Source organism: Ferrovibrio sp. (assembly GCF_965278975.1).
Lineage (GTDB): Bacteria > Pseudomonadota > Alphaproteobacteria > Ferrovibrionales > Ferrovibrionaceae > Ferrovibrio.
Map to the genome: position 1 here is coordinate 1,632,046 of NZ_OZ257126.1, position 14,502 is coordinate 1,646,547.

The window sequence follows — 14,502 nt, forward strand, 5'->3', positions numbered from 1 at the left end:
CGGCGAAAGCGCAGGGAATAGCCGATGATAAAATCTGAATTGATCAATCGTTTGGCCGAGGGCAATCAGCATCTGACGCAGCGCGATATCGAGCGCATCGTCGGTACGATTTTCGATGAGATTGCGAATGCCCTGGCGCGTGGCGACAGAGTGGAATTGCGCGGTTTTGGCGCCTTTTCGGTAAAGTGCAGGCCGGCCCGCACGGGTCGCAACCCACGCACCGGCACCGCCGTCGATGTGGCGGAAAAGTATGTGCCGTTCTTCAAGACCGGCAAGGAATTGCGCCAGAAGCTCAACCTCGCCGCCAAGGCCCAGGCTCAGGCTCAGGCCGCCGCGGCGAAGGCCGCCGAAGCCTAAGCCACATCGCCCGGCATGCCCCACCGGGCATGGCGGTGGCGATTTTTGCGTATGGCGGCCAGGTTCAAGGAGTACGGCGATGCGTTTCCTGCGTGTCATCCTCGGCGCCCTGCTGCTGCTCATCCTGGTGATTTTCGCGGTCGCCAACCGCCAGAGCGTCGCCGTCTCGCTCGATCCGCTGCCCTTCGCCATCGAATTGCCGCTCTACCTGCTGGTGTTCGCCACCTTCATCACCGGGCTGCTGCTCGGCGCCTTCGCGCAATGGCTGGGCCGGCTCGGGCGCAAGCCGCCGGCCGCCGCGCTGCCTGCGAAACCGCCCGAGCCGCCGCTGCCGCTGGTCAGTTAGCCCCATGCGCGTGATCGATGCCGCTGCGGTACATGCAGCCCTGCCTTACCCGGAATTGATCGAGGCGTTGCGCGAGGCTTTCCGCGCTGGTGGCGACGTGCCGCTGCGCCAGCATTACACCATCCCCAATCCATCCGGCGCCGATGGCATGCTGCTGGTGATGCCGGCCTGGCAGGCCGGCCGCCATATGGGCATCAAGGCGGTGAGCGTCTATCCCGATAATCCGAACCAGGGCCTGCCCTCGGTGATCGGTGCCTATCTGCTGTTCGATGCCCGCAACGGCGCGCCCAAGGCGGTGATCGACGGCGTGGCGCTCACGCTGCGGCGTACCGCCTGCGCCTCGGCGCTGGCCGCCGGCTATCTGGCGCGGCGCGAGGCTGCACATCTGCTGATGGTCGGTGCCGGTGCGCTGGCGCCGCATCTGGTGCGCGCCCATTGCGCCGTGCGGCGCTATACCAAGGTCAGCCTGTGGAACCGCAACGCCGCGCGTGCCGAGGAACTGGCCGCTTCGCTACGCGATGACCTCAATGCGCAAGGCGCGGCGGTGAAGGTGATCGAGGATCTGGAAGCGGCGGTGAAAGTCGCCGACACGGTTTCCTGCGCCACGCTCAGCCATGAGCCGCTGGTGCAGGGCGCCTGGCTCAAGAAGGGCGCGCATCTCGATCTGGTTGGCGGCTTCACGCCAAAGATGCGCGAGGCCGACGATACCGCCGTGGCGCGCGCCGAAATCTATGTCGATACCAGGGCCGGTGCCATGAAGGAGGCCGGCGATATCGTGCAGCCGCTGGAGCGTGGCGTCCTGACGCCGGAGCGGGTGCGCGGCGATCTGTTCGCCCTGGTGCGCGATCAATGCCCGCTGCGTTCCGGGCCGGAAGCGATCACGCTGTTCAAGTCGGTGGGTTTCGCGCTGGAAGATCTCGCCGCCGCCGAACTGGTGGCGGAGAGCATGCCGTGAACATCATCATCGTCGGCGGCGGCATCATGGGCCTCAGCACGGCCTGGGCGCTGATCCGTGGCAGCGCCAGGGTGACGCTGATCGAACAGCATGCCCTGCCCAATCCCTTGGGCAGTTCGGTCGATCAGCACCGCCTGATCCGCTATCCCTATGGCAGCGCGCGCGGCTATGCGCGCATGAACCATGCCGCCTACGATGCCTGGGAAAGGCTGTGGCGCGATCTCGGCGTGCGCCTGCAGATCGAAACCGGCACGCTGGTGCTGTGCGGCCCTGGTGATGACTGGGCCGCCGAGAGCCGCGCCGTGCTGCAGGCGGAAGGCATCCAGCATGAACCGCTGGCACTGGCGACACTGAATGAACGCTTTCCGCTGATACAGGCGGAGGGCCTGGCGGAAGCCTTCTATTGCGAACATGGTGGCCTGCTGCGCGCCGAGGCAATCATCGGCAGCCTGAAGCATCATCTGCTGGATCGCGGCCTGCGGCTGCTGACGCGTACCCGCGTGCAGGCGGTGGATGCCGAAGCCGGTTCGGTCACGCTCGCCGATGGCCGCATGCTTGCCGCCGACCGCGTCTTGGTGACGGCGGGTCCATGGACCCGCACGCTGCTGCCGGAACTTGCTGAGGTGGCGCGGCCAAGCCGGCAGGTGGCGGTGTATCTCAACGCTCCGGCCGATCTGGCGGTGCATTGGTATCGCGCGCCGATGCTGCTCGATATCGGTGCCCAGGCCGGCTTCTATGCCGTGCCGCCGCGCGTCAGCGGCGATGGCATGCGGCTGGGCCTGAAAGTCAGCGATCATCGTTTTGGCGCCACCGCCGATCCGGGCAGCGACCGCGAGCCGCGCGAAGCCGAGATCGAGGCGATTCTCGCGCCGGTGCGCCAGCGCCTGGTGCGGGGCGATGAATACCGCGTGGCGCAGGCCAAGACCTGTTTCTACGATGTCGAGGCGAACGAGAAATTCCAGTTCCGCCAGCTTGGGCCGCGCGGCTTTGCCTTCTGCGGTTCGTCCGGCCATGGCTTCAAATTCGGCGCCACCCTGGGCGAACAGATGGCGGCGGCGGTGCTTGAGCGTGCCGAGTATCAGGCAGTGGCCGATTGGATTGCCGGCGGGCTGCAGCCCGTTCCTTATGATTGCGGGCCCTATGAAACGGGCATCAATGCCGATCCGGCTTCCGCATCCGAGAGCACCGGATGACGTTTGGCGTCGAACAACTGATAATGCCACCATTCATTGCGGTAGAAGTCCCAGCCGGCGGCGGTCATGATGCCCAGCAGCAGTGCGCGGTTGCGCTGCGCTTCGGCGCTGATATCAAGCCGGCCGTGATGCGACAGTGGGGTGAAGGCATCGAAGGCGGTACCCATCTCCAGGTCGCGGCCAGCGGCGTCCACCAGGGTCAGGTCCACGGCGGCACCGCGCGAATGCGGCGAGCCGCGCCGCGGATCGGCCAGGAAATTTGGATCAGGCGTGTGATTCCACAGCACCCATTGCGCCTCGCTCGGGCGGAAGGCATCGAAGATGCGGAAGCGGTAGCCAAGCTGCGCCGCCAGCGCGATGGCGCGGCCCAGGGCTTCGGCGGCTTCCTGGTTGAGGAAGGCCGCCTGGCGGCCATAGACCGGCTTGCCGGTGATGTTGTCGTCCGTCGCATAGCGCAGGTCGATCAGCACGGGATAGTCGGGCGGGGCAATCGCCACCAGCGGCATCGGCGCGTCTCCATGATTCGCTCCCCTCATTCCTACACAAGCGCGCGGCGGCAATGAAGTGGCTGCTGCTCGATACCGCGCTCGACGATTGCCTCGCCGCCATCGCCGATGGCGATGCGATCCTGACGGAACAACGTGGTTTGGGAGGGAAGGGTCATGCCGAGCGCCTGCTGCCGACCATCGAAGCGGCGCGCCAGGCCGCCGGGCTTGAACTGAAAGAACTGGAGGCCATCGCCGTCACCATCGGGCCGGGTTCCTTCACCGGCATCCGTACCGCGCTGAGCGTGGCGCGGGGCTTAAGCCTTGCCTTGCGCAAACCGCTCTGGGGCGTGACCACAACCGAGGCGCTGGGCTTGCAGGCAGCCCAGGCCGGCCGCGCCACCGTGGCGGTGATCGATGCGCGGCGCGGCGAAGTCTATCTCCAGGCTTTCGCCGCCAGTACTGCCGGATCGGGCGCAGCCCAACTTGGCATCCCGCTCTGGCCAGCCTGCATCCTGCCGCTGGATCAGGCCGAAGCCATCCTGCCCGCCGGGCCGCTCACCCTGGTCGGTTCCGGCGCGGCCTTGTTGCGGCCGCAGCCGGAGCGCAGCATCGCGGCCTGTCCGTCGCAGCCGACGGCGCAATCGCTGTTGCAGGCCGCCAGGCAGGCCGCCGGACATTGGCAGCCGGGCGACGCCCGGCCGGTGCCGCCCAAGCCGCTTTACATCCGCCCGCCCGATGCCGCGCTGCCGCGCGTGGTGCAGCCGGCGGCGAGCCTGAGCGTGACCATCCAGCCCGCCGATGCCAGCCATGCGGCGATCTTGAGCGCCATGCACCGCGAAGGCTTCCATGACGGCTGGAGCGAGGCGGCTTTGCGCGACCTGCTCGGCATGCCGGGTGCCTTCGTGCTGCTGGCGATCGATCCGGCGGGGCAGCCGGCCGGCTTCGCCTTTGGCCGGGTCGCCGCCGATGAGGCGGAAGTCATCACCATCACGGTGCGGCCGCGCCTGCGCCAGCTCGGCATCGGTGCGGCGTTGCTCAAGGCCCTGGCGGCGGAGGCGAAGCGCCGCGGTGCCGGCAGCCTGTTCCTGGAAGTGGCGGTGAGCAACCTGGCGGCGCAGGCTTTGTATCGTGCCGGCGGGTTCCAGCAGGTCGGCCGGCGCAAGGATTACTATCAACTGGAAAGAATATCCCCGGATGCAGCCCTGCGCTTCGAGGATGGCTTGGTGATGCGGGCAGAAATTCATTAAACTTAGACTTATTCGCAGCCTGATCTCTGGCGATTCCGGCCCGGCAATACTATATTGCACAGTAGCGAATATTTGCCGCCGGGGATCGGGAAATGGCCGAGGCCACGAATAAATCGGAATTGCTGTCGCTGACAGCCGATATCGTTGCCGCGCATGTCTCGCATAACAAGGTGGAGACTGCCGAATTGCCGGCACTGATCCGCCAGGTTTTCGGCACCCTGGCCGGGCTGGATGGCAGCGCGGTTGTCCCCTCGGTGGCGGCGGCAGCGGTTGCCGACAAGTTGCAGCCGGCGGTGCCGATCAAGAAATCGGTGGCGGCCGACTACATCATCTGCCTGGAAGACGGCAAGAAACTGAAGATGCTCAAGCGTCACCTGATGAGCCACTATGACATGACGCCGGAGCAGTATCGCGAGAAGTGGGGCCTGCCGGCGGATTATCCGATGGTGGCACCGAACTACGCCTTGCATCGTCAGGCGCTGGCGAAGAAGATCGGGCTCGGTACGGCACGCCGCAAGGGCGGCCGTTAGATTCCCCGGGGTGATGGATGGCCCGGCTTTCCGGGCATAACAGGGAGCAGGTGACGGCATGACCAGCCGCCTTGAGCAATTGTGCATGACCAAGGGCATGCGCATGACCGAGCAGCGCCGGGTGATCGCGCGCGTGCTCAGCCAATCCTCCGACCATCCGGATGTTGAGGAATTGCATCGGCGCAGCCATGCGGTGGACCCGCGCATCTCGATCGCCACGGTGTACCGCACCGTGCGCCTGTTCGAGGAAGCCGGCATCCTCAGCCGGCTCGATTTCGGCGATGGCCGTGCGCGCTACGAGGAAATGCCGGAAGCGCATCACGACCACCTGATCGATACCCGCACCGGCAATATCATCGAGTTCAACGATCCCGAACTCGAAGCCCTGCAGGAAAAGATCGCGGCCCGGCTCGGCTACCGCCTGGTGGATCACCGGCTTGAGCTTTACGGCGTGCCGCTCGCGGATGCGGCCGATCCCAAGGGCCGCAAGTAATTATCAATCCGGCCGCTGGGCCTATCGGTATCACTGGTACTTACTCCATGGCCCTGCGCCCCACGCTGATCCTGCTGCTGTTCCTGTGCTGGACGCTGCCGCTGATTCCAGTGCAGATGCTGCTGGTGAAGCTGCAGCATCCCGGGCGCAAATGGCTGCCGCTGTATTATCACCGCGTCGTTGCCTGGCTGATGCGGGTGAATATCCGCGTCGAGGGCCGCCCGGCCGATCAGGCGCCGGTGCTGTTCATCATCAATCATATTTCCTGGCTCGATATCGTGGTGCTCTCCACCGTGGTGCCGGTCAGCTTCGTGGCCAAGAGCGAGATCGAATCCTGGCCGTTCTTCGGCCTGCTGTCGCGGCTGCAGCGTACCGTGTTCGTGCAGCGCAATGTGCGGCAGAAGACCGCCGAGCATCGCGACGAGATGCAGGAGCGCCTGGCGGCAGGCGACAACCTGATCCTGTTCCCGGAAGGCACCTCGTCGGACGGCCTGCGCATCCTGCCGTTCAAGACCGCCTTCTTCGCCCTGGCGGAGCAGCCGGTGAACGGCCGGCCGCTCACCGTGCAGCCGGTCAGCCTGGGCTATGCCAAGCTCAACCACATGCCGGTGGGGCGGCGCTGGATGCATCTGTTTGCCTGGCTCGGCGACGAGGATCTGGTGCCGCATCTGTGGCGCTACCTGAAATCCGGCCCGGCGGAAGCCGTAATCGAGTTCCACCAGCCGGTGACGATCCAGGATTTCAAGTCGCGCAAGGACATGGCGGCGCATTGCCATCAGGTGGTGATCGAGGGCCTGTCCGATATCAATGCCGGCCGCGAGCCGGGGCTGCGCAGCCTGCCGAAATCGCGCCTCGGCCCGCCCGAGGAGCCGGCCACCGAGGATGGCGGCGACATTGCCCTCCCGGAAAAATAACCATTTGAAAAATCTATGACATTTTTACCCTCCGCGCTTCATCGCTTGACGGCGGCGGGGTGGGTGATAGTGTGGTTCGCAGTCGCAACGTGACGAGGAGTCCAGGACCGGCGGCTTCCGCCCGGCTCCAACAACGCTCTTGGCCAGAAAACTCTATATTAAAACATACGGTTGCCAGATGAACGTGTACGACTCCGCCCGCATGGTGGACGTACTGGCACCGCTCGGATACGCCAAGACCGATTCGCCCGAGGATGCCGACATGGTGATCCTCAATACCTGCCATATCCGCGAAAAGGCCGCCGAGAAGGTATTCTCGGAACTGGGCCATTGGCGCCGGCGCAAGGAAACCGGTGCCGATCTCACCATCGCGGTGGCCGGCTGCGTCGCCCAGGCCGAGGGCGAGGAAATCCTCAACCGCGCCCCCTTCGTCGACATGGTGGTCGGCCCGCAGGCCTATCACCGCCTGCCCGAATTGCTGGCCCAGGCCGAGCGCCACAAGGACCGCCGCCGGCTCAAGCCCGGTGCCCGGGCGCCGCGGCTTGGCGTGCTCGATACCGATTTTCCCGCCGATACGAAATTCGACCATCTGCCGGAAGTCCTGGCGACCCCGCCCGGCCCGATCGCCTTCCTGGCGGTGCAGGAAGGCTGCGACAAGTTCTGCACCTTCTGCGTCGTGCCCTATACGCGCGGCGCGGAATATTCCCGCCCGCCGGAAGCCATTCTCGCCGAAGCCGAACGCCTGGTGGCCGGTGGTGCGCGCGAGATCGCGTTGCTGGGCCAGAATGTGAATGCCTATCACGGCGAGGCCAAGGATGGCCGCATCTGGTCGCTGGCCGATCTGCTCACCGAACTGCATCGCCGCCACAGCCTGGGCACCAATGCACCGCGCTGGCGCTACACCACCTCGCATCCGCGCGAGATGGATGATGCGCTGATCCGCGCCCATGGCGAGCTTGAGCATCTGATGCCGTTCCTGCATCTGCCGGTGCAGGCAGGTTCGGATGCCATCCTCAAGGCGATGAATCGCGGCCATGAGGCCGGGCTTTACCTTGATGTTGTGCGCCGGCTGCGTGCGGCGCGGCCGGATATTGCACTGTCGGGTGATTTCATCGTCGGTTTCCCGGGCGAGAGCGACAAGGATTTTGCCGCCACGCTGCAATTGGTGCGCGATGCCAATTACGCCCAGGCATTCAGCTTCAAATATTCCGCGCGTCCTGGCACGCCGGCGGCTTTGCTGCCGAACCAGGTGGCGGAAAGCGTGAAGGAAGCGCGCCTCGCCGCCCTGCTTGAGCTGCTGCGCGAACAGCAGGCAGCCTTCAATGCCGCGATGGTCGGTCGCCGGGTGCAGGTGCTGCTCGATCGTGTCGGCAAGCGGTCGGGCCAGTTGCTGGGCCGCAGCCCCTATATGCAGCCGGTGCTGGTTGAGGCACAGCAGGCGGGTGCAGCGAGCGCCGCCATCGGGCAGATGCTCGATGTCGAGATCGCCAACGGTTATCTGAACAATCTCGTCGCCGCGCCCATTGCTGCGCCCGGGGCCGTGCCCGGGACTACACCCGGGGCTGCACCGCGCGCTGCTCTGACGGATCAGGAGGCCGCATGATCCTGGGCTTCCGGCGTCGTTTCGCCTGCCCTGCCTCGGCAAGAGGATCATGCCCATGAGTGCTCCGGCCAATCCGCAGACACGTCAGCCCGTGATTCTTGATTTTGCCGATAACCGTCTGCTGTCGATGCTGTTCGGCGAGCATGACCGGCATCTTTCGCGCATCGAGCAGCAGCTCGGCGTGTCTGTTTCGCCGCGCGGCAACCGCGTGGTGATCAGCGGGCCGGAGGCAGCGCAGCAATCGGCGCGCGCCGTGCTGATCGAATTATATGGCCGACTTGAAAACGGCGCGTTGATCGAAATGGGTGATGTGGAAGGGTCCGTGCGCATGGCGCTCGGCCGCCAGCAGGAAGCAACCAGTCAGCAGTCAGCAACCAGTCAGGAAACAGCAACCAATCGGGGAGGCGAAATGCAGGCATTCGGCAAATCCGTGGTCACTCAGGCGATGCCCTCCACCAGGGCGTCGCGCGAAGCAGAGGCACGCGCCGCAGAGCGCGCCGCCGCGAACACGGAGGGCCGGCTGCCCGATGGCGCCATCCGCACCAAGAAACGCGTGATCGTGCCGCGCTCGCAGACCCAGAGCCGCTACATCGCCGAATTGCTGCGCCATGAACTGGTCTTCGGCCTCGGGCCTGCCGGCACTGGCAAGACCTATCTCGCTGTTGCCGTTGCCGTGCAGATGCTGCTGGATGGCCGCGTCGACCGCATCATCCTGTCGCGCCCCGCCGTGGAAGCCGGCGAACGCCTCGGCTTCCTGCCGGGCGACATGCGCGAGAAGATCGATCCCTATCTGCGCCCGCTCTACGATGCACTCTACGACATGCTGCCGCCGGAGCGCGTCGAGAAGGGCCTCGCCTCGGGCGAGATCGAAGTGGCGCCGCTGGCCTTCATGCGTGGCCGTACGCTGGCCAATGCCGTGGTGATTCTCGATGAAGCGCAGAATACCTCGCCGGTGCAGATGAAGATGCTGCTGACGCGCCTGGGCGAGAATTCGCGTCTGGTGGTCACCGGCGACCTGTCGCAGATCGACCTGCCGCTCGGCGTGCCGTCCGGGCTGCGTGATGCGCTCGATATTCTGGAAGGCATCGAAGGCATTTCCTTCGTGCGCTTCTCGGATCAGGACGTGGTGCGCCATCCGCTGGTCACCAAGGTGGTGCGGGCCTATGCCCAGCGCGAACAGGAACTCGGCTTGGCGCGGCCCGATGCCGCCGGCACCCGGCGCCGCTAGGAACCAGTCATGCCATCCGGAGAGGGCAATAGTAGCGTAGCGCGCTTCACCATCGATCTCAGGCTGGCCGATCCAGCCTGGCGCCGTGCCCTACCCAATGCCGCCGCCCTGGTGCGCCGCGCCTGCCGCGCCGCGCTGAAGGATGAACTGCCCCGGGGCCGCACGGCGCTGTCGCTGCTGCTCACCAGCGATGCCGAGATGATGCAGCTCAACACCGATTGGCGCGGCAAGCCGAAGCCGACCAATGTGCTGTCGTTTCCCGCCGAAGGCGCGGTGGACCCGTCCAAGCCGCCACCCTATCTCGGCGATATCGCGCTCGGCCTGGAAATCTGCCAGCAGGAGGCGCGTGCACAGCACAAGCCGCTCGCCGACCATGTGGCGCATCTGGTGGTGCATGGCACGCTGCATCTGCTCGGCTATGACCACGAAACCGATGAGCAGGCGCAGGCAATGGAGCCGCGCGAAGTCGAAATCCTCGGGGGCCTGAAGATTCCCGATCCCTATGCCCGACCGCAGCCCCAGCCCCGGGGCCGGGCCAAAACAGCGCCGCGCGGCAAGCAGCCAGTGCCGGCCGGAAGGAAGAAGAAGTCATGAGTGAGAACCGCCCGGAGTCCGGCGGCCCAGGGTTCTGGAGCCGCCTGCTGCAGGCATTGCGCGGCCGTGGCAACGAGGAGAGCCTGCGCGAGAGCATTGAGGAATTGCTGCAGGAGAATCCCGAGACGGAAACCCCGGCAGCTTCCGCCGAGCGTGCGCTGCTGCGCAATGTGCTTGAAGTGGGCGATCTGCGCGTTGGCGAAATCCGCGTGCCGCGTGCCGATATCAATGCCGTGGCCGAGGATATCGGCTTCGATGATCTGGTGAAGGTATTTGTCGAGGCCGAACATTCGCGCCTGCCGGTCTATCGCGAGACGCTCGACGATGTGATCGGCATGATTCACATCAAGGATGTGATGCCGTATCTCGCCGGCCGCGAGGGCTTCGCGCTGAACAAGGTGCTGCGCCGGGTGCTGGTGGTGCCGCCGAGCAAGGTGGTGCTGGACCTGCTGCGCGAGATGCGCAACACCCGCACCCATATGGCCGTGGTGGTGGATGAATATGGCGGCATCGATGGCCTGGTCACGATCGAGGATCTGGTCGAGCAGATCGTTGGCGAGATCGACGACGAGCATGACGAAGTGGAAGGCCCGCTGCTCATCGAGCGCGCGCCGGGCCTTTATGATGCGCAGGGCCGCTGCCCGATCGAGGCACTGGAAGAACGCTTCGGCCGCCGCCTGATCGATCCCGAGGAAGACGAGCCGGTGGATACGCTGAGTGGCCTGATCGTGGCCAAGCTCGGCCGCGTGCCGCAGCGCGGCGAATTGGTGGAGCATGAATCCGGCCTCGCCTTCGAGGTGGTGGATGCCGATCCGCGCCGGGTCAAGCGCGTGCGCATCCGCGTGCCGGTGGCCGAGCCGCCGGCTGCCATCGAGGGTACCTGACGCAATGATCCGGTTGCGTGATGCGTTGCTCGGCCTCACCGGCTGGAAGCGGCTGATCGTCGCTTTCCTGGGCGGTGCGCTGCTCGCCGCCGCGCAGGCGCCGGTCTATGCCTGGCCGCTGGTGTTTGTCTGCCTGCCGCTGCTGCTGCTGCTCGGGCAATCCGCCGGCGGTGCCGATGATAAGTATGGCCGGCGCTATTTCTTCATCCACGCGGCTTTCTTCTACGGCTATTTCGTCGCCGGCCTGTACTGGATCGGCATCGCCTTCTTCGTCGATGCGGCGCGCTTCGCGCTGCTGCTGCCGCTGCCGGTGCTCGGGCTGCCGGCGGTGCTGGCGGTGTTTCCCGCCGCCGGTGCCTGGGCGGCGCAGCGTTTAGGTGGCAATGCCACGCCCTGGCGCGTGCTGCTGCTGCCCTTCGGCGTCACGCTCGGCGAAGCCTTGCGCGGTGTCATCCTCACCGGCTTTCCCTGGAATCTGATCGGCTATGTCTGGGCCGATACGCCGGCGGCGATGCAGCTCAGTGCTTTCATCGGCAGCCATGGCCTCGGCCTCGTCACGCTGCTGGCCGCTGCTGGCCTCGCCTTGCCGCTGCTGCCGGAAAGCCGGCGCCTGCGTGCTGTGGCCATCGCCCTGCCGCTGCTGCTCGGCTTGAGCATCGGCGGCGGCGCGCTGCGATTGCAGCAGGCCGAGGGCGAGGACATGCCCGATATCTGGCTGCGCCTGGTGCAGCCGAGCGTGGCGCAGACCCTGAAATGGCGCGACGACCTGCGCCAGAATCACCTGCGCCTGCATGCCGAACTGACCCGCAAGCCGGGGCAGAAGCCGTTCACCCATGTGATCTGGCCGGAAACCGCGATCCCCTATCTGGTGGATGAGAATCCCGATCTGCTGGCGGCGCTCGCCACCCTGCTGCCCCAGGGCGGGCAGTTGCTGGCCGGTGCGCCGCGCCGTGAATTCCAGAACGGCCAGACCGTGCGGCTCTATAACTCGCTGTTCGTGATCAACGACAAGGGCGGCCTGGATGCGCGCTACGACAAGCTGCATCTGGTGCCGTTCGGCGAATACCTGCCGTTCCGCTCGGTACTTGGCGTCATCGGGCTCGACAAGCTGGCGGTCGGCAGCATCGATTTCTCGCCCGGCCATGATGCCGAGCCGCTGATCCTGCCCGGCGACCTGCCCCTGATCCGCCCGCTGATCTGCTATGAGGCGATCTTCCCGGCCGAGGTGATGGCCCATGAGCCGCCGCCCGCCGCCATGCTGCTCAATATCACCAACGATGCCTGGTTCGGGCGTTCATCCGGCCCCTATCAGCATTTCGCCTCCGCCCGCATGCGCGCGGTGGAGCAGGGGGTGCCGCTGGTCCGTGCCGCCAACAATGGCATCTCGGCCATTATCGACCCCTGGGGCCGCATCATCGCCAGCCTGGGCCTGGATGAAGTCGGTATCGTTGAAGGGCCGCTGCCGGCCCCGATCCCGCAGCGTACGCTCTATAGTCGTGTGGGTGACCTACCCGTGCACTCTTTAGCGGGGGTTTTTCTACTTGCCGGCTGGGTGCGGCGCCGATTTGGCCCCAAGTTTCTCTGATACCGTGATTGCAACGGTTGACCCTGCGCGCCTACCGAGCATACAAACGTAACCCATAAAAATGTATGCGGACCGTCTGCGCGGCCGCGGGCTATCCGACGGTCAAGTGGGGAATGCGGCAGGGTATTTGGGGGTCGCACCCGGTTTGACGGCCGCAACAGGGGACGGTGGCGTGGCGAAGAATCCGGTGGATGTGTATGTTGGCGGCCGGCTCAAAATCCGCCGCACCTATGTCGGGATGAGCCAGGAGCGCCTGGGCCAGTATGTCGGCCTCACCTTCCAGCAGATCCAGAAATACGAAAAAGGCGCCAACCGCATCGGTGCCAGCCGGCTGTACCAGTTCGCCCGCCTGCTGAATGTGGCCCCGGCCTATTTCTTCGAGGGCCTGGACGCACAGCCGGGGATGGAAACCGTACCCGGTCTGGCCGAGAACCCGCTGCCCGAGATCGAGGGTCAGCCGCTGCCGCCGGAGCCGCAGATGACGCGGGAAAACCTCGAATTGCTGCGCTCCTTCGAGGCCATCCGCAATGGCTCGCTGCGTCGCCGGGTGCTGGACCTGGTGCGCTCCATGGCGCTGGAGCAGGGCCCCGACAGCGGCAATGGCGGCGACTGAAGCCGGCCCTGGACTCTGGCCCCGGACTCTGGCCCGGCCTGCGCTTCATCGCCGACAGCAATCGATGTAACTTGACCCGCCGCCCCGCCTCTGCGACATAACGGGACTTTTTCGCTTGTCCGGCAGCCGCGAATCGCCGGATCCGGGGCGCGCGCCATGCGCCGCCGGTGCATTCTGGACACCGACCGTTTGGCGCGGTCGCACGGAGATAAACGACGTGGCGCGTAACTCTTCCTATCTCTTCACCAGCGAGTCGGTTTCCGAAGGCCATCCGGACAAGGTCTGCGACCAGATCTCCGATGCCGTGCTTGATCTCTTCCTCAAGGAAGATCCCTATGCGCGCGTTGCCTGCGAAACCCTGACCACCACCAACCGCATTGTGCTGGCCGGCGAAGTGCGCGGCCCGGCGAGCCTGGTGTCGAAGTCGGGCGCGGTGAACAAGAAGAAGATCGAGGAAGCGGCCCGCGCCACGGTCAAGAAGATCGGCTACGAGCAGGATGGCTTCCACTGGAAGCATGCCAAGGTCGATGTGCTGCTGCACGGCCAGTCGGCCGATATCGCTGTGGGCGTCGATGCCGCCGGCAACAAGGATGAAGGCGCCGGCGACCAGGGCATCATGTTCGGCTACGCCTGCAACGAGACGCCGGAACTGATGCCGGCGCCGATCCAGCTTTCGCACAATATCCTGTCGCTGATGGCCGCTGCGCGCCATTCCGGCAAGGAACCGCTGCTCGGCCCCGATGCCAAGAGCCAGGTGACCCTGCTGTACAAGAACGGCAAGCCGACCGGCGCCACCGCCGTTGTCGTTTCCACCCAGCATGCTGCCAAGGACAAGAAGGGCCGCGAGCTCGAGTCCGGCGACATCAAGAAGATCGTGCGTCCCTATGTGCTCAAGGCGCTGCCGAAGGGCTGGATGTGCGATGACGAGCATTTCTACGTCAACCCGACTGGCCGCTTCGTCATTGGCGGCCCGGACGGCGATGCCGGCCTCACCGGCCGCAAGATCATCGTCGACACCTACGGCGGCGCGGCGCCCCATGGCGGCGGCGCCTTCTCCGGCAAGGACCCGACCAAGGTTGACCGCTCGGCCGCCTATGCCGCGCGCTACCTGGCGAAGAACGTGGTTGCCGCCGGCCTGGCCGACAAGTGCCTGATCCAGCTTTCCTACGCCATCGGCGTTGCCCATCCGCTGTCGGTCTACGTTTCCACCTACGGCACCGGCAAGGCTGATGAAGCCAAGATCGCCAAGGTGCTGCAGGAACTGGTGAGCTTGAGCCCGCGCGGCATCCGCGAGCATCTCAAGCTCAACCGCCCGATCTATGCCCGCACCGCCGCCTACGGCCATTTTGGCCGCAAGCCGGAAAAGGATGGCGGCTTCTCGTGGGAAAAGACCGATCTGGTCAAGGACCTGAAGTCGGCCTTCAACGTGAAGTGACCCCTAGTCCAGAAGACGATACCGACGGCGCGGCAGA

Annotated in this window: 16 protein-coding genes; 15 read left to right on the forward strand and 1 reads right to left on the reverse strand. The window is 65.6% G+C overall.

The annotated features are described in order from the left end of the window. Window positions 1-24 precede the first annotated feature (24 nt). The 4 genes from ihfB to ACQY7X_RS07980 all read left to right on the forward strand — a co-directional run bounded on the left by ihfB (window position 25) and on the right by ACQY7X_RS07980 (window position 2,851). Window positions 25-357, forward strand: a complete 333-nt coding sequence (ihfB, locus tag ACQY7X_RS07965; protein ID WP_428249351.1) for an integration host factor subunit beta — start codon at window positions 25-27, stop codon at window positions 355-357. Between the two features lie 79 nt (window positions 358-436). Then, complete coding sequence (locus ACQY7X_RS07970) at window positions 437-703, forward strand: LapA family protein (RefSeq protein WP_428249352.1); 267 nt, start codon at window positions 437-439, stop codon at window positions 701-703. 4 nt (window positions 704-707) lie between these two features. Beyond that, window positions 708-1,658 (forward strand): ornithine cyclodeaminase family protein, encoded by a 951-nt coding sequence (locus ACQY7X_RS07975; protein ID WP_428249353.1) that lies wholly within the window; start codon window positions 708-710, stop codon window positions 1,656-1,658. After that, a complete protein-coding gene (locus ACQY7X_RS07980) occupies window positions 1,655-2,851 on the forward strand; it encodes an FAD-dependent oxidoreductase (protein ID WP_428249355.1) in 1,197 nt (398 codons plus the stop codon). The genes ACQY7X_RS07975 and ACQY7X_RS07980 overlap by 4 nt, the downstream gene beginning before the upstream one ends. Here ACQY7X_RS07980 and ddpX read toward each other — a convergent pair. Next, window positions 2,797-3,357 carry a D-alanyl-D-alanine dipeptidase gene (gene ddpX / locus ACQY7X_RS07985; protein WP_428249357.1) on the reverse strand — a complete coding sequence of 187 codons (561 nt, stop codon included), beginning with the start codon at window positions 3,355-3,357 and terminating at the stop codon, window positions 2,797-2,799. The two genes, ACQY7X_RS07980 and ddpX, sit on opposite strands and share 55 nt — an antisense overlap. 53 nt (window positions 3,358-3,410) lie before the next feature. On the opposite strand from ddpX, the gene tsaB reads away from it, so the two are divergent. From tsaB to metK, 11 genes are all read left to right on the forward strand, one after another. Then, a complete protein-coding gene (tsaB, locus tag ACQY7X_RS07990; RefSeq protein ID WP_428249359.1) occupies window positions 3,411-4,586 on the forward strand; it encodes a tRNA (adenosine(37)-N6)-threonylcarbamoyltransferase complex dimerization subunit type 1 TsaB in 1,176 nt (391 codons plus the stop codon). A gap of 92 nt (window positions 4,587-4,678) precedes the next feature. Next, on the forward strand, window positions 4,679-5,116 hold the full coding sequence (locus tag ACQY7X_RS07995; RefSeq protein WP_428249360.1) for a MucR family transcriptional regulator: 438 nt from the start codon (window positions 4,679-4,681) through the stop codon (window positions 5,114-5,116). Window positions 5,117-5,174: 58 nt separating this feature from the next. Next, window positions 5,175-5,609: a Fur family transcriptional regulator gene (locus ACQY7X_RS08000; RefSeq protein ID WP_428249361.1), complete on the forward strand. Its 435-nt coding sequence runs from the start codon at window positions 5,175-5,177 to the stop codon at window positions 5,607-5,609. A gap of 47 nt (window positions 5,610-5,656) precedes the next feature. Further along, the gene (locus ACQY7X_RS08005) at window positions 5,657-6,523 is read left to right on the forward strand and encodes a lysophospholipid acyltransferase family protein (protein WP_428249362.1); all 867 of its coding nucleotides are present in this window, start codon (window positions 5,657-5,659) and stop codon (window positions 6,521-6,523) included. Between the two features lie 178 nt (window positions 6,524-6,701). Beyond that, window positions 6,702-8,126 (forward strand): tRNA (N6-isopentenyl adenosine(37)-C2)-methylthiotransferase MiaB, encoded by a 1,425-nt coding sequence (miaB, locus tag ACQY7X_RS08010; RefSeq protein ID WP_428249364.1) that lies wholly within the window; start codon window positions 6,702-6,704, stop codon window positions 8,124-8,126. A gap of 55 nt (window positions 8,127-8,181) precedes the next feature. Continuing rightward, a complete protein-coding gene (locus ACQY7X_RS08015) occupies window positions 8,182-9,354 on the forward strand; it encodes a PhoH family protein (RefSeq protein WP_428249365.1) in 1,173 nt (390 codons plus the stop codon). A gap of 9 nt (window positions 9,355-9,363) precedes the next feature. Further along, complete coding sequence (gene ybeY, locus ACQY7X_RS08020) at window positions 9,364-9,948, forward strand: rRNA maturation RNase YbeY (protein WP_428249367.1); 585 nt, start codon at window positions 9,364-9,366, stop codon at window positions 9,946-9,948. Next, window positions 9,945-10,832 carry a hemolysin family protein gene (locus ACQY7X_RS08025; RefSeq protein ID WP_428249369.1) on the forward strand — a complete coding sequence of 296 codons (888 nt, stop codon included), beginning with the start codon at window positions 9,945-9,947 and terminating at the stop codon, window positions 10,830-10,832. The genes ybeY and ACQY7X_RS08025 overlap by 4 nt, the downstream gene beginning before the upstream one ends. 4 nt (window positions 10,833-10,836) lie before the next feature. Beyond that, a complete protein-coding gene (gene lnt / locus ACQY7X_RS08030) occupies window positions 10,837-12,417 on the forward strand; it encodes an apolipoprotein N-acyltransferase (protein WP_428249370.1) in 1,581 nt (526 codons plus the stop codon). A 172-nt stretch (window positions 12,418-12,589) separates the two neighbouring features. Then, window positions 12,590-13,030 carry a helix-turn-helix domain-containing protein gene (locus ACQY7X_RS08035; protein WP_428249371.1) on the forward strand — a complete coding sequence of 147 codons (441 nt, stop codon included), beginning with the start codon at window positions 12,590-12,592 and terminating at the stop codon, window positions 13,028-13,030. A gap of 217 nt (window positions 13,031-13,247) precedes the next feature. Further along, window positions 13,248-14,465, forward strand: a complete 1,218-nt coding sequence (gene metK, locus ACQY7X_RS08040) for a methionine adenosyltransferase (RefSeq protein ID WP_428249372.1) — start codon at window positions 13,248-13,250, stop codon at window positions 14,463-14,465. Window positions 14,466-14,502 lie beyond the last annotated feature (37 nt).